Genomic DNA, 25,191 nt, shown 5'->3' with positions numbered 1-25,191 from the left:
CCATCCTCATTTGTTACATTTATATCTGCACCATTATTTATTAAATATTCTGCAACAGATGAATTTTCATTATCTAATGAGAGTAATAGAGGAGTTTCTACTGAGCTATATTCAAAATGTGTTTTGGCATTTACATCAGCACCTTTTTCAACTAAAAATTTAACCATATCATAGTCATTTATTGCAGCTGCTATCATTAAAGGAGTATAATCATAACCAGCAGGATAATCTTCCCCACCCTCTATTCTTGATTCTAAGTCAAAACCATTTTCTACTAATAGTTTAAACATTTCTCTATTTGGTGGCAATCCGGCAAAACTATAAGCTGTATTAAGAAGTGATCCTCCATAATTGTCTTTAGTATTTACATCAGCACCGTATTTTATTAATAAATTAAATATTTTTTTAGCATTTTCTAGTCTTTCTTCTTCTCCATAATGATCATAGTAAATATTATAATATAATACAGTGTTTCCATCATTGTCTTTAGTATTTATATCAGCACCATTTTCTAATAAAAATTTAACCATTTCATAGTCTCCGCTTAGAGCAGCTGTCATTAATGCTGTACGACCGTCTTCATCTTGTGTGTTTATATTGGCACCTTGTTGTATAAGTAATTTTGAAATATCAAATTTTCCTCATTAGCAATCGTTAAAGCTGTTTTGTTCATTAATTCATCATATCCGTCTATATTATTTGAATCTTCACTTGATAATAATTTTTCTATTTCATAATATTTGCCATTTTTTACTAATTCTATAGCTTCTTCTCTAGTTGTATTAGTATTAAGGTTAAAAACATCATTATCTACTAATAATTTAGTTATATCATAATTATTATATGCATAAAGCATATAATCATCAGCTGAGTTTAAATTAGCTCCTTCATCAATTAAAAATTTAGCCATTTCTATATATCCGTTTTCAGCAGCTACTTTCAAAGGAGAATCAACCCAAAATCCGTCATAAAATATCTGAGCATCTATATCTTGTCCTATAGATAATAAATATTTAACCATTTCTATGTTATTTTCTCGTACTGCTTCTGGAATTAAAGTTTCTTTTGAATCTCCTCTTTTTACAAGAAGTTTAAGTATATCAAGATTGTTGTTGCCAATAGCAATATCTGTCAAATAAGTAGAATATTCATAACCATAATCTCTATTTTTATCAAGTCCTTTATCAATTAAGATTTTAGTCATTTCAGGATTATTATTTCTAACAGCATAGTAAAGCATATCCATACCGCCCTCTGTTTCCATATCATCTACTCTGGCATTAACATCAGCCCCTTCTTTTATAAGCTCTTTTGCTAAATCATTGTATCCGAATTGTACCGCCAAAAACAAAGGAGTAGAATCTTTAAATATATATTTATCACCAAAATTTGTCATTTCAGTAATTTTTCCTTCTAGTCCTTCCTCTGCTATTAGTTTTGATATTTCGTATATTGGTGCTTTATATTTATGTTCATTAAGTATTTCATCTATTTTTTTATATCCTGTAGGCATAGGGTCTAATTCTGTACCTTGAATATATTCATTGGTATATTTAGTTGTATCAATGTTAATATCAATATCTGTATTATTATTTTCATTTGTAGTTGTTGGATTAACATATACTTTATTAGTTTCTGTTTGATTAGTTTGAGTATTTTCTGCTGTTTCTTTGCTGCCGCCGCACGAAATTATAGAGATCATTAAAACAAAAATAGAAATAATGGAAATAAAATTTTTCATATTTTTACCCTCTGTATGTATTATTATTTTTTATAATAAATTAAAATAATAAAAATTTCAATTATTTATTATAATTAAATATTTTTGACAAATATTGTATTTTTTTATATAATTAAAGATATTAGAATATTTGTTTTTAATATCAATATGTTTTTTGAAATAACTGTTAGGTTATCAATTTATTATAATCTATATTTTATTAAAATATTATTTATACAATGGGATTTTTATGAATATATCAATACTGCTTTCTTCTATAATTATTATTCTTTGCATAATAGTGAGTAAAATTTCAACTAAGGTTGGAGTGCCGTCTCTTTTGCTTTTTCTAGTTTTAGGTATGATATTTGGTACTGACGGGCTTTTAAAAATACAGTTCGACGATTATAGAGTTGCTGAACAATTATGTACTATAACATTGATATTTATAATGTTTTACGGCGGATTTGGTACTAATTGGAAGGCGGCAAAACCCGTTGCAAATAAGGCATTTCTTTTATCTTTTATAGGTACATTTATAACATCTATGATAACAGGTGCCTTATGTTATTATGTTCTTAAATTCAATTTTTTTGAAAGTTTTTTAATAGGTTCTGTTATAGGTTCAACGGATGCGGCATCTGTATTTTCAATACTTCGTTCTAGAAATTTGAACCTTAAAGATGGACTTGCTTCATTGCTTGAGCTTGAAAGCGGAAGTAATGACCCTATGTCTTATATGCTTACAGTTATATTTCTTGGACTTATAGGAAGAACTTTAGCTAGTCCTCTTTCTATTTTATATATGGTTTTTGCTCAGATAGTTTTTGCTTTAATAGTTGCCGCATTAGTATCGTTTTTAGCTTATAATATGCTTAGGAAATTTAAATTTCCTGTAAACGGATTAGATACCATATTCACATTAGCAGTGGCACTTCTTTCATATTCTCTTTCTTCTACTATAGGCGGAAACGGATATTTAACAGTTTATATAGTTGGAATAGTATTAGGAAATACCAAGATTAAGAATAAAGTTACTTTGGTTCATTTCTTTGACGGAGTTACAGGACTTATGCAGATGGTACTATTTTTCTTGTTAGGACTTTTATCATTTCCTTCAAGAATATTCAATGTGGCTCCTACAGCTATATATGTAGCATTATTTGTAACATTTGTGGCAAGACCTATAGCAGTATTTTCCATATTAACGCCATTTAAAGTTTCATTAAAAAAACAGATTCTTGTTATGTGGGCTGGACTTAGAGGGGCAGCTTCTATTGTATTTGCAATATTTGTAATAGTTAATAATAATTCTATAAGCTATGATATATTTCATGTAGTATTTGTACTTGCTATTTTATCGGTATTGCTTCAAGGTACACTTCTTCCTTTCATAGCCAAAAAGCTGGATCTTGTGGATTCAGGAGAAAATGTACTTAAAACTTTTAACGACTATGTAGATGATTCAGATATGGAGCTTATACAAGTAAAAATACCAAATAATCACCATTGGATTGGAAGACCTATAATGGAAATAGAGCTTCCAGAAGATTCAATCATAGTAACAATAGAAAGGGGAGGGGATACTATTATTCCTCATGGAAATACAGTTATTGAAAAAGGGGATATTGTTATACTTAATGCTAAAAGAACAAAATATTATGATATGAGTTTAAGAGAAGTAAATATTAACAGTAAGCATCCTTGGAAAAATAAGGAATTAAAGGATTTAAATCTTCCTAAAAATAATTTGGTAGTTATGATAAAAAGAGAAGGTGGAAATGTTATACCTAGAGGAAATACTGTTATTAAAGATAAGGATGTTGTTTTAATTAAAGATATATAAATTTTTCATTTTATTTTTTACCATACTATGTATGAATGGTTATAATATATAGTATTTTTCATAAATAATCTCCCACTTTTATTTAGCTTTATTTTATTAAAGCTAAATAAAAGTGACTTTTTATTAACTTTGAAATTATTGCTTCTTAGTATCATTTATAAATCTAATATCACAGACTTATTTCTTCCGGTTTCTTTAGCATTATAAAGCGATTGATCTGCTTTATTTATAAATGTTCTTAATGATGCGTTTTTTTCTTTTATTGCTCCGCCTAAAGAAGCTGTTGCTTTAAGAGAATATTCCTCTGTAGAAAAATCAGTTTCTGTAATGAATTTTCTTATTTTTTCCATAGCATTAAAAAGTTCATTTTTATTCTGTATATCAAATACGACGATAAATTCTTCTCCGCCATATCTTGCAAGTACAGATTTATTTTCTATGCTTTTTAAAGAATCCTTCATCACTTTTGAGGCTAATTTTAATACATGGTCTCCTATATTATGACCATAAGTATCATTATAATGCTTGAATTTGTCTAAATCTATTATTACTATAGAATATATTTCATCTGAAGTTTCTTTTTCTTGAAGATATTTAATAATATATCCTCTATTGTATAGACCTGTAAGTTTATCTCTGTTTGCTAAAAATGATAATTTTTCACTATATAGTATTATTGAAAGGTAATTAATAAGTATTAATATTTCATTTTTGTTTTTATTAGTATTTATTATTATAGAACCGAATCTATTTCCTCTTGCAGATAAGATATATTCTCTATTGTTTTCTTTTTCATTTATAACCAATTTATTTTCTGATACATACCATAATCTTGATTCTGCCGTATTATCTTTATGAAAATATATTGCAAAACTTTTTATAAAATCTTTAGAACTAGCTTCAAAAGTTTTTATTATCCCATCTACAGAAAATGGTTCTGGTATTTCATTTAATATGTTTATTACTTTAATAATATCATTCATAATAAAAATATTATACAAAAATAAATATAATTGTAAATAGTAATATAATAAAAATATATTAAATTGTATAAATATTAAAAAAATAGAGGGACTCTTAAAAAGAATCCCTCTAATTGATTTTAATATTAATAGTTTTTATCTTCTTCCTCTTAGGAATTTCTTTATAGGTATAAAGTCAGCAGGATTAAGTGCCACACCATTTCTTCTAACTTCAAAATGCAAATGGCTTCCTGTAGATCTTCCTGTACTTCCCATTCTTCCTATCATGACACCAACACCTACAGTAGCACCTGCTCTTGTAGTTATAGAGTTAAGGTGTCCGTAATATGTTGTATATCCTTTATCATGACGAACTATTACCAAGTTACCATAACCGCCGCTGTATCCTGCAAATATTACCTTTCCTTTTCTTGCGGCATATACAGGAGTATTAAGCCTTCCAGGTATATCAACACCCATATGTTTGGTTCTAACTCCTGTTATAGGGTGAACTCTATATCCAAATACGCTGCTTATTCTAGTTATAGTTGTAGGGAGACTAAACATTTGACCAAATTTATCAATTCTTTCATCTAATGTATATTTAGCTCCTGGTAAAAATATATCTTCTCCCTCTTCAATATCATTAGGATCACTTATTTTATTAAAGGAAAGAACTCTATTTAATGATACATCATATCTTTCAGCAATATCTTCTAGAGATTCATCTTTTTTTACTGTATATAATAACCCATTACGATTAGGTATAACAATTTTTTGTCCTGGTCTTAATCTATTGGCATTGCTCATCTTATTGACACTTACTAATGTATCCAAATTAACGCCTATTTTTTTTGATATTACTGTAAGATTATCTCCCTCTTCTATTATATACTCATCATATTTCATTCCTATAGTTCCGTCTCCAACTAAGGTGTTATCGGAGGTTATATAGTTATAAAATATATCTGTAGCATTTTCTAAAGTTGCTGCTGATGTTACAGTAGGAACTTCAGATATACTTGAGGTATTATAGCTCACTTCTTCAGGAGATATTTCATCTAATACTTTAGAATACGCAGCACTAGTAGGCATTTTATCTTTAGGAAGAATTGCCGCATTGGAAGTATGGCGTATATTCATTATTAAAAAGTTAGATAAAATTATAAATAATGATAGCGATGCTGCAGCTAGTGAAAATTTTTTGATTATTGATAAGAAAATATTATTTTTTTTACCTGTATATCTTGTAGAATGTACATAAGTTGTTCTTATTCTTTGAATACTATTTGATTTAGTAAATTGAGATTTGATTTTAAATAAAATATCTTCTATTTTAGAAAAAATATTATTATTTTTTCGAATTTTAGTGTACTTAAATTTGTTATTGTTCATATTTTTACTGTTAAATTAATACTTACTTTAATTACTAATAAATAATCCATTCTAATATACAAATATTTTATAGTATTGTCAAGTATATAATTTTTTTAAATTAAAATTTTTTTATTAATTATATAATCGGCAATCTCATTGAACGAATTTAAATAATAATTGTTTTTTAATTCTAACAAAATGTTTTTATCTGTTATTCCGTATAATACTAGCAAACATTTTATACTTGAATTGCATGCAAATTCATAATCTGGTATTCCATCTCCAATCATGACTGTTTCATCTTCTATTAGGTTATACTCTTTTTTCAAACTGTACCATATATTTGGATCAGGTTTCCTATATGCATAAATACCATCTCCTATAACTGCTTTGAAATATTTTAGTATATTTAATTTCTCTACGGTTTTTATTGCCATTTTATTAGGTTTATTGCTTATAACAAACATATTAATATTATGATTATATAATAATTCTAAAGTTTCATAAACTCCATTATATGCTTTAGTGCTGTCTACACAATGTTCTTCATAGTATTTTATATAGTATTTATATACTTCTTCTTCGATTTTCTCATCATGATTGTATTTATTAACAGCTCTTTTGATAAGAAGTTTTGCCCCATTTCCAACAAACTTATGAGTATCTTCAATTGATATTGTTTTTAAGTTAAAATGTTTCAAAGATGCATTAACACAATTATATATGTCTGATATAGAATCTGCTAAAGTTCCGTCTAAATCGAATATTATATTTTTTATCATAATTAATCAGCTATTTTTTAATATTTCTCTATTTTGTATTTTTTTTATTTCTCTAACAGTATTATTTCTAAGTTCTTTTAATTCTCTTTTCAATCTTCTTTTTTGATATGATTCTAATCTGTCTATAAATGATATTCCATTAGTATGATCTATTTCATGCTGAAGCACTTTAGCTATGTAATTTTCAGCATCTAGTATCTGTTCATTTCCTTCTTTATCCAAATATTTAACTTTAATTTGAGTGTACCTAGCAACATCATCTCTTATTTCAGGAAATGAAAGACATCCTTCCTCTAAAATTTCTTTTTCTTCTCCATGCCATATTATTTCCGGATTTATTAAAGCCAACTTAAAATCAGGCTTTGTTTCATCATCTAAATCAGGCACAGATATAACTATAAGTCTTTTTAATATTCCTATCTGAACCGCAGCAAGTCCTACACCTTTCTCTTTATACATAGTCTCAAACATATCATCTATTAAAGTGAGTATTTCATCATCTATTTTTTCTATCTTTTCTGATACTTTCTGCAGTCTTTCATCTCCGTATATTACTAATTTTCTTAGCATATTATCTCCTAAAATTATCTATTTATAAAGTTATTTACAATTATTATTAATTAATATTAAATCTAATATATAATATTAAATTTTTTATTTATAGTCAAGTGATTTTTTAGTTTACATAATTTTTTTATTAATTGCAGTTTAAAATTATAAAATTCCTTTGACAAATGATTTTTTTGTAGTAGAATAAACTTTATGATGAGAGTTGCTTATTTTGATTTGGATAAAACTATATTAAATAAAGATTCTATATTTCCATTTATGATATTCTATTTGAAAAAGAATCCTTCAAGTATAATACATTATATAGCTTTGATGCCTTATTTTTTATTATTTTGTTTAAAGATAATAAATAATGAAAGCATGAAATATAGAATAGCACATATATTCAAAAATATAGATATAGAATTTGGGGATAAGATAGGCAAAGAGTTTGCTGATAAGATTGTACCAAAATTATACTATAAAGATGCTTTAGAAGAGATAAATAAATTAAAAAAACAGGGTTATACATTAATTATGGTTACAGCAAGTTTTGAAATTTATGCTAAGTATATAGCATCAAATTTAGGCTTTGACAGATGTATGGGAACTGAATTATGGACTTTCAGAGGAAAATATACAGGATATATGTACGGTAAGAATTGTTATGGTGCTGCTAAAAGATACAGATTATTTACCGAGCATTTTTTTCCGCATCATAGCAATAAAAATATAGCATATAGTGATTCTATAAGTGATTTACCTCTTTTTAATTTTGCCGACACTAAAGTATGCGTTAATCCTGATAAGAGATTAAAAGAGTATGCTTTAAAAAATAAAGATAAAGGCTTTACTATAGTTAATTGGAGATAAAATTATGCTAGCTAGCGAAAGTATAAATAATATTAATGCTGATGATGAAATTAAAGAGATTATAAAAGAAAGTAATGATATTGTAATAGAAAAGATAAATAATTTGATAGATATAAATAATATTTCTTATGCTAAAAAGCTAGCTTTAGAATTGATAAAAAAAGATAATAAATACAAATACGGATATTTAGTTTTAATTGATATATACTATGAAGAAAATGATTTCAAGTCTGTAATAGAACTTATTAATAATGCTCTTAATTTTATCAAAGATGATAAGGATTTGCTTGAAAATAAGATAGAGGCTCTTATAAGCACTTATGAATATGAAGAAGCAAAGAATGTTATAGAAAAATTGATATCTTTAGGAAATGCTGATTCAAGTGTTTACGGACAGTATGGAATTTTGCTTTCTATGGAAGGAAAACATAATGATGCTATAGAAAAATATAAAAAAGCCATATCAATAGATAATGAAGATGTTTTATCTATGATTAATATGTCTGTAGCTTATAGGGCATTATATAAATATGATGATGCTTTGAATATTTTGGACAGGGCATTAACTATAAATAAAAATGACCAAAATATTATAAACAGAATAAATAATATAAAATATTTAATAAATAATTCAAAGTTTGAAATAGGAAAATTAACGGCAATACAGGCTAATCCTGATAGATTTAATTTGCTTGTTCCTGAGAATTTTAATGCCTCTATAGACGGAGCAGTATTAAAAATAGAAAGTCCTGATAATAGAATATCAATAATAATCAGCTATAGTGATAAAAAATATGATGAAGCTGCTATAAAAGAGCTTTTTGACGGATTTAGAATTAGGAGAGGGGAGCTTTACTCTATAATTACTCCTATATCCATAAAGCAAAGAGAAGAATATAATGATTTATTTGCAGAGTATATATTCATTTCAAAGATAAATAATAATGATTTCTTTAATGCTATATCGGTAGTTGGTAAGGGAGAAGAGTCTATAATACTTACAATATCATCAACTGTTACAGTAAGCAGTCATTTAATATCATTTGCTAAAGAAGTTATGAATAGCTTATATCTCAAGTAAAGTAGTGCATATAAAATTTTATCATAATTTACATAATATAATCCTAAAAAAATATTAAAGCAGTTTTTCATTAAACCGACAATATTTATAAGTATAATTTTATAATTTAGAGGTTATAACTATGAATATGTTTGCTGATACAACTTATGCTAAAACTATGACAGTAGCAAAAAAGCTTTTAAATGTTTACGGACTTAGAGCTGAGGTTATAGCAGATAATATAGCAAATGTATCTACTCCAAATTTCAAAAGAAGCGATGTAACTTTTGAATATCAGCTTGCAAGAGCTTTAGATAGTGAAAATTATAATGGTATGGAAGCTAAAAGAACAGATTCTAGACATTTTCCTTTTAATATGCCTATGGATTATAAACAGGTTGCACCTACTATTACAGTAGATTATGATACTAGCTATAGAAATGATAAAAATAATGTTGATATAGATAAAGAAATGGCAGAAGAAGCTAAAAATACTTTAAGATATCAAATGTTTACACAAATAGTAAATGCTCAGTATAGAGAAATAAGAAGAATGATAGGCAATGCTTGATTTGTACTGCTTAAATTCTTGAAGGAGTAACAGAAATGGGAATATTTTCAATTATAAATACATCAGGAAGCGGTTTAACAGCTCAAAGAACTAGACTTGATGTTATAGCAGATAATATAGCAAATGTTAATACAACACGCACAACAGAAGGCGGAGCTTTTAGAAGAAGCAGAGTAATATTCAAGCCTAGAGATGACGGCAACAAATACAGAAGTCCATTTTTACCGGAGGCTTTGCAGCCTAATGTTGGTACAGGCGTAAGGGTATTCAGCATAGAAAAGGATATGGAAACTGCAACTAGATTTGTATATGATCCTTCTCACCCTGATGCTATTAAATACGGTGAAAAAGCAGGTTATGTAGAAATGCCTAATGTTAATCCTGTTACAGAAATGGTTGATATGATGGAGGCTTCAAGAGCTTATGAGGCTAATTCTACTATGATTCAATCTGCTAAAACTATGTTTGGAAGTGCTTTGAATATAATTAGATATTAATTTTTTATGATTATAAGGATATTTTATGAATATTAATAATGTGATGAATTCTTATAGTGCTAGTACAAAAACAGGAAATGTCGGCGATAATTACGGATTTGTACTTAAAACTACAGATCCTAGACATTACGGACCTGCTCAGCAGTTAAGAAGAAGTTCAAGCAATGATTTAATAAGTAATTTTGGTACAATGTTAAGCGATGCTATTGATGCTGTTAATCAGAAGCAGGTTGACAGAGATAATATAATAGTTCAGGCTGGTATAAGACCGGATCAGGTTGATGTATCCGATGTGATGAACGCTATTGCTGAAGTTGAATTATCTCTTAGCTTTACAAAGGCGGTAATTGACAGAGCGGTTAGAGCTTATCAAGAAGTAACTACTTATAGATAATAAATTCATCAAATAAATTAGTAATAATGAACAATAATAAGCTGTTCTCCTTCAAAAAAGAGTTATTAAGGGCAAGCGTTTATGGTGTAATAGCCATAGCGTTTGCCAACTTAATTTTCTTTTCAATTTATAATAATAATCAAATATATATAACTGTAATTCTAATAATACTTGAAATAATAACTTTGGTATTCCTTTATATTGATGCCTCAAATATTAATAAAAGGAAATTATTATTCATAAAAAATAATTCTGTATTGGAACATAATGTAAACAAAAAAGTAGGCAAAGAGAATATAATAGACAGATTAAAATATTTCGGTTATAGTATGTATTCTATTAACTCTTCAAGGGTTTTCATAAACGCTGATGTTATAAAAAATAAAAAATCTATTATAATACATGCATACTATTTCTTTTTAGTTGATATTGATAAAGACGGAGAGGCCGTACTTAATAATATAAAAAATGAGATAAATGAAATATTTGATTTATATGTTGATGATAATCAAAAACTTTTCAGAAAAGATGATAATGATAAAGAAAAAATAGTAAAAGCTAAATTATATAATCATGCTGTTTTTATTTTTTATGGTGATAATATACCAAGCAGATTAATAGAAATGTCAGAATACGGATATACTAAAGAAAAATTATTAAACAGTAATGCCCAAATATTCACTGTATCATATTTGCCTAGTGATAATAAATTATATTTCGCTGATGCAATAGAGTATGTAATAAACTTGAATAAATTTCCTAAGAATGATTTTGTTTATATTATAAAAGATATTTTTTCATTATAAATATTAATTTAATAAATATAAATTAATAATTTAAATTTAAATCGAATCTATCATTTAAAAGCGGAATAATATTTATAACAGGCTCTTCATAAGGGTGAACTTCTTTCATAACCTTTATAATATTTTCTATATTTTTGGCATCTGTTGAAAACTCTACCTTATCTTCAGGAGCTTCTGATATCTCATTAACTTTTCCATCAAATGGATTAGCATTTTCTAAAGGACGCCAATAACCTGTAATTTTTGTTACAGACATTACATTATCATAATTTCCAACCCCTAATGCCCCTATATCATTTAAGGCTTCTCTGAGTTTTTGAGTATATTCTTCTGGTATATATATTTCTATTTTTACTTTTTTTATATTCATAAATACTCCATTATTAAAAATAAAGAGCATAGTAAAAATACCATGCTCTTTTTTTAATCATATTAAATTATATATTATTTTATTTCTGTTAAAGTACCATTAATTTTTATTATGTTGTTTTCAAAAGTAGCTTGAAGATCACCTTTCCAATAAGGATTTCCATCTTTAGCTTTATCAACTATTAAAAGAGCAGAATCTGTATTAAAATCAAAATCATTTGTAACAACAGCTTCGCTTCTTTTGAAGTTTTCAGTACCAGCACCAATTTGGAATACTCCATTAGCATCAGATTTCATTTCAAATACATAAGGTTCTACTGTTTTACCGCCTGCATGTACAAATCTTATAGTAATAACTCCGTCATCACCTTTTGTAATACCTGTACCTGTAACTTTAGGACCTGTAGTACCATCAACAGTTCTTTGAGCTATGCCAGAACCAGACATACCATCATCAATATATCTTGATGAATTAGCTGTACCAAATAATAAGAATTGTCCCATACTTACTTCCATTCTATTATTTAATACATTGTTGTCAGCAGATCTGTATTTGTTTAATAGATCTGGTGTTCTAGTAGGAACAGAAGCTCCTGTAGCAGCATCTATTTTACCATCTATATCCCCATAAGAACCTGTAACTTTTAAATAAGCGTTGCTGCTTATTGAAGCATTGTTAGTATCTCCAACCATAGCTTGGAAATCAATAGTTAATGTTGCAGCTTCTGCATTATTAGCTGCATCATTAGTTGTTTCTGTTTTTTGACCGCCGCATGCGATAGCTAAAACAGAGATGACAAAAATAACAAAAATCTTTTTCATTTTTACCCTCACATTTGTTAAAATAATTTATAATATTTTAATATATTGTTTATTTTATGTCAAAAAATTATTAATATTTTATTATAAATATAATTTATTTATTTAAAAAAATGCTATTTTATAATAGAATTACCCTATAATTTAACTTTTAGGAGAATATATGCAGTATTTGAAAGAAACGATTATTTTGAATAATAGTTTATTAAGGTACTTGGTATCTTTATCTGTATTTATTATTAGTTTAATACTAATGAATGTTATATTAATATTTTTTATGAAGATATTGTTAAAACTTAATACAAAATTTCAAAGCACATTTTTATCAGAGCTTGTTACAAGTATTAAAAAAAGAGTAAGACCTATTATATTTATGATATCTTTATCTTTTGGAAGGGTGGGTTTAATACTTAGTAAAGAGGTTGGTACATATTGGATAAGAATACTTATTGTACTTATAATAATATTTGTAATAATGTTTATATGCGATATAATCAGTAATTTCAGTAATAATTATTTGTCTAATAAAAAAGGTGTTGTAATATCTGATGGTATTATTACTATATTAAAGGCTTTAGTATGGGTTGTTGGATTTTTGACAATACTTTCAAATTTAGGGGTTAATGTTAATACTTTTATAGCCGGACTTGGTATAGGCGGTGTGGCAGTTGCTTTTGCTGCACAAAGTATAATAGCTGATTTATTTAATTATTTTGTTATAGTATTTGATAAGCCATTTTTGAAAGGCGATTATATACAAATAGATGCTGATAAAGGTGTAGTTGAATATATTGGAATAAAATCTACTCGTATTAGAAGAAACAGCGGTGAGCAGCTTTTAATATCAAATACTAATTTACTTGCTTCAAGAATACAAAACTATAGAATATTAGAAAAAAGAAGACAGTATATGATGCTTGGAGTTGAGTATTCCACTCCTTTAGAGAAATTAAAAGTAATACCGGATCTTTTAAAGAGAATTATAGAAACTAATAATACCGAATTTGTAAGTGCAAGATTTATAGAGTTTGCAGATTCTTCTCTTAATTTTGAAGTAATATACTATGTAAATACAGCAGAGTACAATGAGTTTGTAAGAGTAGTTGAAGATATAAATTATAAAATAATAGATGAGTTTAATAAGCTAGGTGTAGGATTTGCATTCCCTTCAAGAACTTTGTATATAAGCAAAGAATAATATTTTATAAAAATAGAGAGATTATTATGAATTATACTTTAAAATCTTCAAATATAATGCCTAAATTCGGAATAGGTACTTGGTGTATGGGTGAAGTTGAAACAGAATTTCAAAAAGAGGCTGAAGCTATAGCTTTTGCTTTAGAAAATGGAGTAAGGCTTATCGATACAGCTGAGATGTATGGAGAAGGAAAGGCTGAATCTATAATAGGAGATGCCTTAAAAACATTAAGTATCAAAAGAGAAGAACTTTTTATAGTCTCTAAAGTGTATCCTCATAATGCCGGAAGAGATAAACTATTTAAAAGTTTGGAAAACTCATTAAATCGTATGGGGTTAAAATATTTGGATATGTATCTTCTTCATTGGAGGGGAAGAGTACCATTAAGTGAAACAGTTGAGTGCATGGAGACAGCTAAAAAAGAAGGACTTATAAAGGATTGGGGCGTTTCTAATTTTGATATTGATGACATGAAAGAGCTTGAAACTATAAAAGACGGCGATAAATGCACAGTTAATCAGGTATTGTATCATCTAGGCTCTAGAGGTGTTGATTATTCTTTAGCTCCTTATATGGAGGGTAAAAATATTGCTTTGATGGCATACTGTCCTTTGGCACAATCTGGCGGTTTGGGTAAGGATATATTGAAGAATAATACTATTTTAAGCATAGCAAAAAAACATAATGCCGCACCTTCTCAAATAGCTTTAGCTTTTATTATGGGTTTTAATAATAAAATAGCTATTCCTAAAAGTTCTAACAAAAAACACATAATAGAAAATATAGAGTCTCAAAAAATTAAGCTTGATGATGAAGATATAGCCATTATAAATAAAGAGTTTCCAAAACCAAATAAGAAAATGCCTTTGGATATAGTGTAGTTTACTTGTTTTTTTATTAAAGTAATATATAATTCTGCATGTATTTTTAAATTATTTATTTAAATAGCTTTTTCCAATTAAAAGCAGCAGTAATATTAAAAATATTGTTATATATACCTAATAGATAGTGATATCTTTTATAAAAATATATATGAGTGTAAAAATGTTAATAAAATAATTTAGTTTATGCTTCCTTAAAAGTTTAGAATGTATTTTATAATAATATTTCGTATTTAATTAATTTGCCGTTAATATATTGGGTGGTTTCATGTATAAAAATAGAAAAATATATTTATTATCTTTTTATAGTTTTAATCTTTATCCTTCATCGCTTAGATTTTTGCATCAGGCTGAAGAGTTTAATATTTTTGATGATATTTATCTATATAATCAATATACTTTACCAAAAGATGAACAATTTGATAAAATTTTAAAAGACAAATTAAAATCAGATATAAGAGGGTTTGGGTATTGGTGTTGGAAGCCTTTTATTGTATTAAAGACTTTAGAAAATATTGAATATGGAGATATATTATTATATGCTGATATAGGCTGTTACTTAAGCAAAAAAGGCATAAATCGTTTTTATGAGTATTTAGATATTGTTATTGAAAATAAGAATATGTGTTCTGAAATGGGTGTAAATGAAAAAATGTATACTAAATCAGACTTATTTAATTATTTTAATGTTTTATATGATAAAAATATTACAAATACATTTCAAAGACCGGCTACTTTTTTTATTTTAGAAAAAAATGATACTAATATAGAATTAGTAAAAAAATGGCTTCAGGTATTTTATGATGATTTTTCTCTAGTAGATGATAGCCCATCAAAGATACCCAATTTAGATAGTTTTATTGAAAATAGACATGATCAAAGTGCGTTTTCAATACTTTCAAAAATTTACAATATGAAAGTTATTAAGTCTTTTGAATTTGACTCTAAAAATCCAATATATCCAATATTATTTATTAGAGATAAAAAAGACATATATGATTTTATTATAGAAGTTTCATGCGAAAAAAACATAAAGAATATTTGCTGGTATATTTCTTCTTTTAAATATAGAGAGATGCTTAAGAAATATTTTAAGCTGAATTTATATGAATTAATAAATATTTATTTTTTATATAATAAAGATTTTAGTAAATTTAAATATATCAAATGTAATAATTTTATATTAGATACTATCATCAAATTATTTTTTAATAAATTAAAGAAGAATCTTATAAAAGCAATAGAAAATAATGTTAATGATGTTCAAAATGTTATTGATACAATGTCAAAATATGGATGTCCATTTAATAAATAATATTTTATTGTTATTGCTGTGTATAAACTTATTTAAAACTTAGAAGATAAATACAGAAATTTTAAGCGTATATAAAATTTATTCTATATAATTTTTTAGAGAACAATTTTTATTAGCAGTAATAAAAGTAATAATAATTTTATATTTTTCAATTATAAATGTTTTATGTATTGTTTAATATTAAAAAAAGTATATAATAGATTCATATTAAAAAATGATACAATGACATTAAAAATATAATCAATAATAGGAGAAATAAATATGGCAGAATTGCGTTATAATCCATTGCTTGGAGATTATGTTATGATAGCTAGTCATAGGCAGTCTCGTCCGCAGATGCCTAAAGACTATTGTCCGTTTTGTCCCGGCAGCGGAAAAGTACCGGATACTTATGAGGTTCTTTGTTATGATAATGACTTTCCTGCTTTATCTTCTGAGCCTCCTTATCCGGATGAAGTAGATAATGGTAAAATGTTTAAAACAGCGCCTTCTATAGGTAAATGCGAAGTTATTTTATATTCTCCGGATCATAATACCACTTTACCGGAACTTCCTGTAGAGCATATTGCTAAATTGGTAGCTTTATGGCAGGAAAGAATGAAAGTTATAGCAGAAAACAAAAAAATAAAATATATTATGCCTTTTGAAAATAAAGGAGAAGTTGTAGGCGTTACAATGCCGCATCCTCATGGACAGATATACGGCTACAGTTGGATACCTTTGAGAATTAAAAGAAAAATAGAAATGGCTTCAAGCTATTATAATACTAACTGCAGAAATCTTTTTATGGATATGATAGAGCAGGAGATTGAAGACAATAGAAGGGTAATTTTTGAAAATGATCATTTTATATGTTTCCTTCCTTTTGCTTCAGAATATCCTTATGGTATAATGATAATGCCTAAAAAGAAAACACTTTCAATAACTGATTTTAATAAAGAAGAAAGTTTATCTCTTGCTGATGCTTTGAAAAAGGCTGCTTCTACATTAGATTTGTTATTTGATATGAAATTTCCTTATATGATGTGTATGTATAGTGCACCTGTTAATGATGGATTTAATTATAGCGATATATGGAATTATCATATAGAATTTTTTCCTCCTATGAGAAGTAAGGAAAAACAAAAATTCAATGCTTCTTCTGAAACAGGAGCTTGGGCACCTTGCAATCCTACAAGTCCTGAGGAAATGGCTGCCCAATTAAGAACGGCATATATTAGATATATGGGAATGTAAAACTTGCTGAAATTTACTATTATAATACCGCACAGAGTTGGTGAAAATATAGAAAAAACATTAGAAGGGGTATATCTGTCTAATTACCCTAAGGAATATATTGAAATTTTTCAAGCAGAGGGAACTCACCCTACAGTACAGAGAAATGAATGTATTAAACAATCATCAGGAGATATTGTATATTTTATAGATAATGATTCTATTGTAAGTGCTGATAATATCAAAGAAGCTAGTATTATATTTGAATCTTATGAAAATGTTGCAGTAGTAGGAGGACCTGCTATTCATAAAGTTAATTCAATTACAGAAATGTATATTGATAAATGTATGAAATCTTATTATGCTGTTGGTCCTATAGCAAATAGATATAAATCTAATGATGGGGATATGAAAGAGGGTACTGATAGAGATGTTATACTTTGTAATTTGTTTGTAAGACGAAATGTGTTATTTGAGGCTGGACTTTTTAATGAAAAGTTATACCCGAATGAGGAAAATGCTCTAATAGATAAAATACTTTCTCTTGGATATAAACTAATATATAATCCAAAGATAATAGTGGAAAGACCTCCAAGAGCGAATTTGAAATTGTATATAAAAATGCTTCTTAATTATGGGAGAGGCAGATTTGAGCAGTTATTCAGAGATTTTAATGTTAAAAATTTGATATTTATTTTACCTTCATTATTTGCTGTCTATATACTTTTAAATCCTATAGTGTTAGGTATTTATCATTTTTATAAATTAGATATATTGAAATTTTATTTTCTTCCATTATTAGTTTACATAATAATGACTTTTTTTGCCGGTGTTGTATATTCTTTATGTGATAAAGGCTTTATATCAAAAATTCTGGGTATAATCATATATCCTTTTATGTTTTTTATTACACACTTTTTTTACGGGCTTGGATTTTTTTATGGAATTATTAGAATAATAACTAAATTTAAAAGAGTTGCCACTTTTTCTATAAAAAAATATAAATCTTTTGAATAGAAATCTATCTTTTTGTTTATTCATAAGATAAGCATATATTTTTATATTGTACTAATTAGATGTATATATTAAAATATAAAAATTATTTGAATTAAAATTTATGATTATAGTTATTAGTATTATTTATACTAATAGTATGCATTATTTATTAGAAAATATTTAAAAAATATAATAAAGTTTGTTTTTTATTAAAATAAATATTTGCAAATTATAATTATTTATGATATACTCTATAGAAACTTATATTAATTAAAAAAAGGTTATAGGTGTCAAGTACATACGAAATAATAACTTTAGATGGTCCTTCCGGGGCAGGTAAAAGTACAATAGCTAAATTATTAGCCAAGAAATTATCTTTTAAATACTTAGATACAGGAGCTATGTACAGAGCCGTAACCCTATATATGATCAATCATAATATTAATATAAATAATAATAGTGAAGTCATATCAGCTCTTAATAATTTAAGTATTAACTTTGATAATGCCGGCAGAATATATTTAGATAATGAAGATGTAACAGAGGCTATAAGAAGTATGGAAGTTGTTAATCTTGTTTCTAAAGTTTCTTCTATAAGCATTGTAAGACAGAATATGGTATCTCTGCAAAGAAAAATAGCAGAAGGCGGTAATTATGTAGTAGATGGTAGAGATATAGGCAGTGTAGTATTCCCAGATTCCAAATATAAGTTTTATATGGATGCTTCTTTAGATGAAAGGGCTAAACGAAGATATAATGAGGAATTATCTAAGGGTAAGAATATCAGTTATGAAGATATTCGCGAAAGTATAAGAAAAAGAGATGAGTTTGACTCAAATAGAGAAGATAGTCCGCTTGTTGTACCTAAAAATGCAAATATAATAGATACTACCAGCATGACTATTGATGAAGTTGTTGAAAAAATCGCTAATGTGATTTTTAATATAAAGTCTAATTAAATATTAGATATTTTTTAACCTGTCAAAGTACAGGAGGGAGAAGGAACAATGGAAGATAATAAAAATTTATCAAATGATGAAATTGAATTTCGTAAGGCTTTAGAAGAAAGTGATAATACATTTTTAAGCCGAGGCAAAATCGTTAAAGGCAAAGTAGTGCAGTTTGATGACACTGATGTTTTTATAGATTTTGATTCTAAATCTGAAGGTAAAATAAAAAGAAGCGAATTTGATAAAGAACCTATTATTGGGGAGGAAATAGAAGCTATTGTTTCAGGCGAAGATGATAAAGGTTATGTTATATTGTCTAAGAGTGAAATAGATAAGAGAAAATCTCAGGAATTAATAGATAATGCTGTGAAAAATAATTCTTCAGTTACCGGAGTTGTTAAAGAGGTTATTAAAGGCGGATTTAAAGTATCTATAATGGGACATCAGGCATTCTGTCCTTTTTCTCAAATAGACTTGGCTAGAGGAATTAAAGAATCTGATTATATAGGTAAAGAATATGAGTTTAGAGTAATTAAGAAAAATGGAAGAGATGTTGTAGTTTCAAGGAGAGTTTTACTAGAAGAAGCTCAAAATGCCGGAATAGAAACATTCTTAAATAATCTTCAGGAAAATGATATTATTAATGGTAAAGTAAAAAATATAGAGAAATTCGGAGCTTTTGTTGAAATTACTCCGGGTTTTGACGGATTTCTTGCTATACCTAATATGTCTTGGGATAAAGTTGTAAATCCTAAATCTATAATATCAAAAGGCGAAGAGAGAATGTTTAAAGTTCTTCATATTGATAAAGAAAACAAAAAAGTTGATTTAGGTATTAAACAATTAGATGAAGATCCTTGGGGTAAATTTGTTGAGCAGTATCATATAGGCGATGTTATTCAGGGTGAAGTTACTAATGTTAAAAAATTCGGTGCTTTTGTTAAGGTTACTGATGGTATAGAGGGACTTGTTCATGTTTCGGATTTAAGTTGGAATTCTCATGTTAATAATCCGGCTGATTTCGTTAAAAAAGGTGCTTTCTTAGAGTGCAAAATACTTGATATGAATGCTGCAGAAAGAAAACTTACTTTAGGATTAAAGCAGGTTAAAGAAAACCCTTGGGACACAGTTGAAAGAGATTTTCCTGTTAAATCTGCCGTAAAATGTAAAGTAAAAAGAATCATTAAAAACTTTGCTGTATTTGAACTGCCTAATGGCTTGGAAGGAATATGCGATATAAGCGACTTCGATTGGAGAAATAATATAGTTAATATGAAAGACTATGTAAAAGAAGGTGAAGAAGCTAATATGGTCATAATGTCTATAGACAGAGATAAGCAAAGAATTAAATTAAGTTATAAACATACTAAAGATAGTCCTTGGAGATTATTTGAAAAAGCACATCCTCAAGGTTCTATAGTTGATGGTATTGTAAAAGCTATAGTTGATTCAGGTGCTATTATTTCTTTAGAAGATGATTTGGAAGGATATATGCATGTTTCTCAGGTAGAAATTCCTAAAGGCAGCACTTTAGAAGATGTTCTCAAAGTAGGAGAAACTTATCCTTTTGTTGTAAGAGAAGTTAATAAAAGTAAAAGAAGAATCTCGCTATCTAGAAGAGAATATATGGAAGCTCAAAATAAAAAAGAAACACAAAATTACATTTCTAAAGCAGAGCCTACTTCTCTAACTTACAATCCTTTTGATAATATTAATAACTAATTTTATAAATAATTATTTGAAATAAAAAAATCCTAGTATCATTATGGTATTAGGATTTTTTATTATAATATTTTGATATTATTGACAAATGAATCAATTAAAGTATAATTATTAGATATATTTTTTGAGAAGGTATTTTATGAAAAAGATTCTTATTATATCATCGGAATATACAGGACATGGACACAAAAGTGTACATACTTCACTTTTACAAGGTTTTAAATCACTGTACTGTGAAGAAATAGAATGTAAAGTTGTAAATGGTTTTACACTTGGTAATCTGGCTCTTATGGCGACAGAAAGGCTTTATAACAGCTGCATAAAATATGCACCGAAATTATGGTACAGAATTTTTAAATTTTCTTTTAAAAATAAAGATATTATCAATAAAAATAATGCTTTTCATGTTAAAAGCAAATTTTTAAAACTTATAAAAGAATATAAGCCCGATATAATCATCAATGTTCACCCTATGTTCAGTGGGAGTCTTTTGAATATCTTAAAGAAGAAAAATATAAATATAAAATTTTTCATCATAATAACAGATTTAATTACAATAAGTAAATTATGGTTTGATAATAGGGCAGATAAAATTATAAGTCCTTCTTATGAGGCTTCTGAATATATGATGAAAAATGGTGTAGATAAGGAAAAAATTATCACATTCGGCTTGCCTGTAAGAGAAGGATTCTCTTCATCATTTAAAAGTAAAGAAGAGGTTGTAAAAAATACAAATATTAATAATACATTGAAAATACTTCTTCTCAACAATTCTGAAAGAACTAAAAGACTTATTTACATAATAGATGGTTTATATGAAAGATATAAATGCGAAGTAACAGTTGTATGCGGAAGAAATGAAAAAACATTTAATACATTAAATAAAGTATATTCTTCAAAAGATAATAAGCCTACTATAATAGGATACACACAAGAGCTTCCTAGATTGTTTCATGAGAATGATATCTTAATAACAAGATCTGGTCCTACAGCTATAATAGAAGCTATTAACTGTTTAATACCTATTGTATCTATGGGGGCTTTACCGGGACAGGAAGAGGAGAATCCTATATATATTGATAATAACGGATTAGGTTATGATACTAGTTCTACAGATGATATATTTAATAAAATAGATTTGCTTGTTGCTAATAATAGAGAGAATTTAGTAAAAATGAGAGAGAAACAATTTGATTATTACGGCAGAGATGTAAGAGAAAAGATAGTTAAATATATTGCTGATGAATTATTTAAAGACTCAGAAAATAAATAAAATCTTTTTATAATGATAAAAAGTATTATATAGATTAAGAGGTTAATATATATTGATTACCAATGCAAAGATGAAAGAACTGATTTCAGATATTGATTTATCAAATATAGAATTAAAAAATTATTATTCTATATTTGAAAGAGAAAATTATCAAAATGAAAAATATTGGGTTATTAGTAATGAGGCAGATTGTACTATGTGTAAAGCTCCTGCAAATATAGATAATCTTTCTAATTTTGAATGGGATAATAATGAGATATATATAGCAAACAGCCTAGATATAAAACAGGTTTTAACTTTATCTTTAAAAATGTTTATGTCCTTGAAAAAGATTCTTGAAGAAAATTATTATTATCAGGTATTTGATTTAATATTATCTGTATCAGAAATGAAAGATGATATTGCTCCTAATGCCAATATAAGATTTTATGCTGTAAGAGACAACTTTAGAATAATAGATTTAGAAAACATTGACAATTATAAATCAGAAGCATTTTTAATAGAAACAGTTAATCAAAATTAATATTTTAAGTTTTATTTGAATATATTGGTCATTTGTTTTAATTTACTAATCTATATATAAAAGATAAATTATATATAAAATATACTTGATATTTATTTGGTAAAATGTTATAATATTCTAACAATGGAAGGTTATAAAATAGATTAATGTGTAGATTCATGTTTTTCTATTTTCTTAAAATTAATTAGATAATAGGAGAATCTAAAAATGGCTGATAAGACAATATGTTTTTGTATGGCGGTAACTGAAAATCAAATTAGAGATGCTATCAAATCAAAAAAATTAAAAACAGTAGAAGAAGTTTCTAATGCTACTAAAGCTGGAACCGGATGCGGCGGATGTCAGGCTGCAATAAAACAAATCTTAGATGAGATGAATAAATAATTTTAAAATAAAAAAATATTTTTATATTCCAAAATTATTTAATATATTTATATTAAATTATTAACTTAGATGGAGGTAAGAACATGTGGGAATATACAGATAAAGTAAAGGATCATTTTATAAATCCTAGAAATGTAGGGGAGATAGAAAATCCCGATGCAGAAGCTATGACAGGCAGTATTGTCTGCGGAGATGCACTTAAATTAACATTAAAAATCAATAAAGATACTGAAGTCATAGAAGATGCAAAATTTCAAACATTCGGCTGTGCTTCAGCTATAGCAAGCAGCAGTATATTAACTGAGATGATTAAGGGTAAAACTCTTGATGAAGCTGCCAAAATTACTAACAGAGATATAGCTTTAGAGTTAGGAGGTCTTCCTGAAGAGAAGATGCATTGTTCTGTTATGGGAATGGAAACTTTAGAAAAGGCAATTAACAATTACAGAGGAATTGCTACTGAAGATGATGAACATGATGAAGGAGCTATTATTTGTAAATGTTTTGGTATAACAGATACTAAAATAAAAAGAGCAATTAGAGAAAATAACTTAAAAACTGTAGATGAAGTTACTTTCTATACTAAAGCAGGCGGCGGATGCGGAGCTTGTAAAGTTAAAATTGAAGATATACTTAATGAAGAATTGGCTGAGATGGAGAGAGAAGCTAAAAATGCTCCTATGACTACCGTTCAGAAAATTAAAAAGATAGAAGAGGCTTTGGAGAGAGTTATTAATCCTATGCTTAAGATGGACGGCGGAAGCTGCAGACTTGTAGATGTTGATGGTAATAAAGTTATGATAGAGTTTAAGGGAGCTTGTTCTTCTTGTGCTTCTTCAAAAAATACTTTGAAAGGTTTTGTTGAGCCTAAATTGCAGGAACTAGTAAATAAAGATTTAGAAGTTGTAGGTGTTTGATAGGAGCGGTATATGTCAGATAAAAAAATAATATATATGGATAACAATGCCACTACTAGAGTATATCCTGAAGTTTTGGAGGCTATGCTTCCTTATTTCAAGGATCAGTATTTCAATCCTTCTAGTATGTACACTCCTGCAGGTGCTGTTCATAGAGAGATGGAAAAGGCTAGAGAACAAGTTGCTGATTTTTTAGGATGCGAACCTATAGAAGTATGTTTTGTTTCTTGCGGAAGTGAGGGTGATAATATGGCTATTAGGGGAACTATAGAAGCATATCCTACTAAGAATCATATTATAACTACAAAAGTAGAACACCCTGCGGTTATAGAGACATGCAAAGATTTGGAAAGACATGGTTATAGAGTTACTTATCTTTCTGTAGATAATGACGGTAATATTGATATTAATGAGTTTAAAAGTGCAATTAATGAAAATACTGCAATAGTATCTATAATGTATGCAAATAATGAAACAGGTGTTATTTATCCTATAAGAGAGATAGGGCAGATAGTAAAAAATGCTGGTGCGGTATTCCATGTTGATGCTGTTCAGGCTGCTGGTAAACTGCCTCTTAATATGAAAGATGAATCTTATATTGATATGCTTACAATAGCTGGTCATAAAATACATGCTCCTAAAGGAATTGGTGCTTTATATATAAAAAATGGTACTAAATTAAGAACCGTTTTAACAGGAGGGCATCAGGAGAGAGGCCGCCGTGCCGGTACTGAGAATGTTCCTTATATTATTGGTTTGGGCAAAGCTGCTTCTATGGTTAAGGCTGAACTTCCTAGATTTATGGAGCATACTGCTAAACTCAGAGATACTTTAGAGGCTGAAGTTTTAAAAAGAATAACTGATGTTAAAATAAATGGTAAGAATGCTAATAGAGTAAGCAATACAGCGAATATTAGTTTCAAAAATATAGAAGGAGAAGCCATACTGCTTTTATTAGACGGATATGGAATTTGTACTTCAAGCGGAAGTGCCTGTTCATCTGGTACATTAGAACCTTCCCCTGTACTTCAAGCTATGGGAGTACCTTTTGAATATGCACACAGTTCTACAAGATTTTCTTTGTCATTGGATAACACTATGGATGAGATAATGTATACCGCTGACGCTATAGAAAAGATTGTAGCAAGATTGAGGGATATATCTCCTTATAGGAATTAAGAATTAATATTTT

Annotated in this window: 25 protein-coding genes and 1 pseudogene; 19 read left to right on the top strand and 7 right to left on the bottom strand. The window is 27.4% G+C overall.

Annotation, left to right across the window (positions count from 1 at the left end; genetic code table 11):
* A pseudogene (locus tag BFL38_RS13880) lies at window positions 1-1,741 on the bottom strand (ankyrin repeat domain-containing protein); the annotation flags it as partial.
* 229 nt (window positions 1,742-1,970) lie between these two features.
* Between BFL38_RS13880 and BFL38_RS13875 the strand changes: the two are divergent.
* On the top strand, window positions 1,971-3,566 hold the full coding sequence (locus tag BFL38_RS13875; RefSeq protein WP_069727592.1) for a potassium/proton antiporter: 1,596 nt from the start codon (window positions 1,971-1,973) through the stop codon (window positions 3,564-3,566).
* Window positions 3,567-3,721: 155 nt separating this feature from the next.
* Here the strand turns inward: BFL38_RS13875 and BFL38_RS13870 are convergent, their stop codons facing one another.
* From BFL38_RS13870 to def, 4 genes are all read right to left on the bottom strand, one after another.
* Window positions 3,722-4,549, bottom strand: coding sequence for a GGDEF domain-containing protein (locus tag BFL38_RS13870; protein ID WP_069727591.1), 828 nt, complete (start codon window positions 4,547-4,549; stop codon window positions 3,722-3,724).
* A 135-nt stretch (window positions 4,550-4,684) separates the two neighbouring features.
* Complete coding sequence (locus BFL38_RS13865; protein ID WP_069727590.1) at window positions 4,685-5,923, bottom strand: M23 family metallopeptidase; 1,239 nt, start codon at window positions 5,921-5,923, stop codon at window positions 4,685-4,687.
* Window positions 5,924-6,018: 95 nt separating this feature from the next.
* Window positions 6,019-6,687: an HAD family hydrolase gene (locus BFL38_RS13860; RefSeq protein WP_069727589.1), complete on the bottom strand. Its 669-nt coding sequence runs from the start codon at window positions 6,685-6,687 to the stop codon at window positions 6,019-6,021.
* A gap of 6 nt (window positions 6,688-6,693) precedes the next feature.
* Window positions 6,694-7,257, bottom strand: a complete 564-nt coding sequence (gene def, locus BFL38_RS13855) for a peptide deformylase (RefSeq protein ID WP_069727588.1) — start codon at window positions 7,255-7,257, stop codon at window positions 6,694-6,696.
* 192 nt (window positions 7,258-7,449) lie between these two features.
* Between def and BFL38_RS13850 the strand changes: the two genes are divergently transcribed.
* The 6 genes from BFL38_RS13850 to BFL38_RS13825 all read left to right on the top strand — a co-directional run bounded on the left by BFL38_RS13850 (window position 7,450) and on the right by BFL38_RS13825 (window position 11,437).
* Complete coding sequence (locus BFL38_RS13850) at window positions 7,450-8,109, top strand: HAD family hydrolase (RefSeq protein WP_069727587.1); 660 nt, start codon at window positions 7,450-7,452, stop codon at window positions 8,107-8,109.
* A 4-nt stretch (window positions 8,110-8,113) separates the two neighbouring features.
* On the top strand, window positions 8,114-9,190 hold the full coding sequence (locus BFL38_RS13845; protein WP_069727586.1) for a tetratricopeptide repeat protein: 1,077 nt from the start codon (window positions 8,114-8,116) through the stop codon (window positions 9,188-9,190).
* A gap of 121 nt (window positions 9,191-9,311) precedes the next feature.
* Window positions 9,312-9,740, top strand: coding sequence for a flagellar basal body rod protein FlgB (flgB, locus tag BFL38_RS13840; RefSeq protein ID WP_008728606.1), 429 nt, complete (start codon window positions 9,312-9,314; stop codon window positions 9,738-9,740).
* A 35-nt stretch (window positions 9,741-9,775) separates the two neighbouring features.
* Complete coding sequence (gene flgC / locus BFL38_RS13835; protein ID WP_008724603.1) at window positions 9,776-10,237, top strand: flagellar basal body rod protein FlgC; 462 nt, start codon at window positions 9,776-9,778, stop codon at window positions 10,235-10,237.
* Between the two features lie 25 nt (window positions 10,238-10,262).
* Window positions 10,263-10,631 (top strand): flagellar hook-basal body complex protein FliE, encoded by a 369-nt coding sequence (fliE, locus tag BFL38_RS13830; protein ID WP_069727585.1) that lies wholly within the window; start codon window positions 10,263-10,265, stop codon window positions 10,629-10,631.
* Window positions 10,632-10,657: 26 nt separating this feature from the next.
* Entirely contained in the window at window positions 10,658-11,437 is a 780-nt protein-coding gene (locus BFL38_RS13825) for a hypothetical protein (RefSeq protein ID WP_069727584.1), read from the top strand.
* Between the two features lie 22 nt (window positions 11,438-11,459).
* On the opposite strand, the gene BFL38_RS13820 is transcribed toward BFL38_RS13825, so the two are convergent.
* Window positions 11,460-11,807, bottom strand: a complete 348-nt coding sequence (locus BFL38_RS13820; protein ID WP_069727583.1) for a YqfO family protein — start codon at window positions 11,805-11,807, stop codon at window positions 11,460-11,462.
* Window positions 11,808-11,881: 74 nt separating this feature from the next.
* Window positions 11,882-12,628: a hypothetical protein gene (locus tag BFL38_RS13815; RefSeq protein WP_069727582.1), complete on the bottom strand. Its 747-nt coding sequence runs from the start codon at window positions 12,626-12,628 to the stop codon at window positions 11,882-11,884.
* A gap of 160 nt (window positions 12,629-12,788) precedes the next feature.
* Between BFL38_RS13815 and BFL38_RS13810 the strand changes: the two genes are divergently transcribed.
* The 12 genes from BFL38_RS13810 (at window position 12,789) to nifS (ending at window position 25,178) form a co-directional block, all read left to right on the top strand.
* Complete coding sequence (locus BFL38_RS13810; protein WP_069727581.1) at window positions 12,789-13,823, top strand: mechanosensitive ion channel family protein; 1,035 nt, start codon at window positions 12,789-12,791, stop codon at window positions 13,821-13,823.
* A gap of 26 nt (window positions 13,824-13,849) precedes the next feature.
* Window positions 13,850-14,704 carry an aldo/keto reductase gene (locus BFL38_RS13805; RefSeq protein ID WP_069727580.1) on the top strand — a complete coding sequence of 285 codons (855 nt, stop codon included), beginning with the start codon at window positions 13,850-13,852 and terminating at the stop codon, window positions 14,702-14,704.
* Between the two features lie 268 nt (window positions 14,705-14,972).
* Window positions 14,973-16,019, top strand: a complete 1,047-nt coding sequence (locus tag BFL38_RS13800) for a hypothetical protein (RefSeq protein WP_069727579.1) — start codon at window positions 14,973-14,975, stop codon at window positions 16,017-16,019.
* Window positions 16,020-16,280: 261 nt separating this feature from the next.
* Window positions 16,281-17,255: a galactose-1-phosphate uridylyltransferase gene (gene galT / locus BFL38_RS13795; protein ID WP_069727578.1), complete on the top strand. Its 975-nt coding sequence runs from the start codon at window positions 16,281-16,283 to the stop codon at window positions 17,253-17,255.
* A 3-nt stretch (window positions 17,256-17,258) separates the two neighbouring features.
* Window positions 17,259-18,251 (top strand): glycosyltransferase, encoded by a 993-nt coding sequence (locus BFL38_RS13790; RefSeq protein WP_069727577.1) that lies wholly within the window; start codon window positions 17,259-17,261, stop codon window positions 18,249-18,251.
* Window positions 18,252-18,517: 266 nt separating this feature from the next.
* Window positions 18,518-19,189, top strand: a complete 672-nt coding sequence (gene cmk / locus BFL38_RS13785; protein WP_069727576.1) for a (d)CMP kinase — start codon at window positions 18,518-18,520, stop codon at window positions 19,187-19,189.
* Between the two features lie 48 nt (window positions 19,190-19,237).
* Window positions 19,238-20,902 carry a S1 RNA-binding domain-containing protein gene (locus tag BFL38_RS13780; protein ID WP_069727575.1) on the top strand — a complete coding sequence of 555 codons (1,665 nt, stop codon included), beginning with the start codon at window positions 19,238-19,240 and terminating at the stop codon, window positions 20,900-20,902.
* Between the two features lie 139 nt (window positions 20,903-21,041).
* On the top strand, window positions 21,042-22,175 hold the full coding sequence (locus tag BFL38_RS13775) for an MGDG synthase family glycosyltransferase (protein ID WP_069727574.1): 1,134 nt from the start codon (window positions 21,042-21,044) through the stop codon (window positions 22,173-22,175).
* Between the two features lie 52 nt (window positions 22,176-22,227).
* A complete protein-coding gene (locus BFL38_RS13770; protein WP_256097285.1) occupies window positions 22,228-22,698 on the top strand; it encodes a hypothetical protein in 471 nt (156 codons plus the stop codon).
* A 207-nt stretch (window positions 22,699-22,905) separates the two neighbouring features.
* Complete coding sequence (locus tag BFL38_RS13765) at window positions 22,906-23,082, top strand: (2Fe-2S)-binding protein (protein ID WP_008724633.1); 177 nt, start codon at window positions 22,906-22,908, stop codon at window positions 23,080-23,082.
* Between the two features lie 83 nt (window positions 23,083-23,165).
* Window positions 23,166-23,999: a Fe-S cluster assembly protein NifU gene (gene nifU, locus BFL38_RS13760; RefSeq protein WP_069727572.1), complete on the top strand. Its 834-nt coding sequence runs from the start codon at window positions 23,166-23,168 to the stop codon at window positions 23,997-23,999.
* 12 nt (window positions 24,000-24,011) lie between these two features.
* Window positions 24,012-25,178 carry a cysteine desulfurase NifS gene (nifS, locus tag BFL38_RS13755; protein WP_069727571.1) on the top strand — a complete coding sequence of 389 codons (1,167 nt, stop codon included), beginning with the start codon at window positions 24,012-24,014 and terminating at the stop codon, window positions 25,176-25,178.
* Window positions 25,179-25,191: the final 13 nt, after the last annotated feature.

Origin of the sequence: Brachyspira hampsonii, from assembly GCF_001746205.1 — a bacterium.
Taxonomy (GTDB): Bacteria; Spirochaetota; Brachyspiria; order Brachyspirales; family Brachyspiraceae; genus Brachyspira; species Brachyspira hampsonii_B.
The sequence above is the reverse complement of the archived record's forward strand: the minus strand, read 5'-3'. Positions and strand labels throughout refer to the sequence as shown.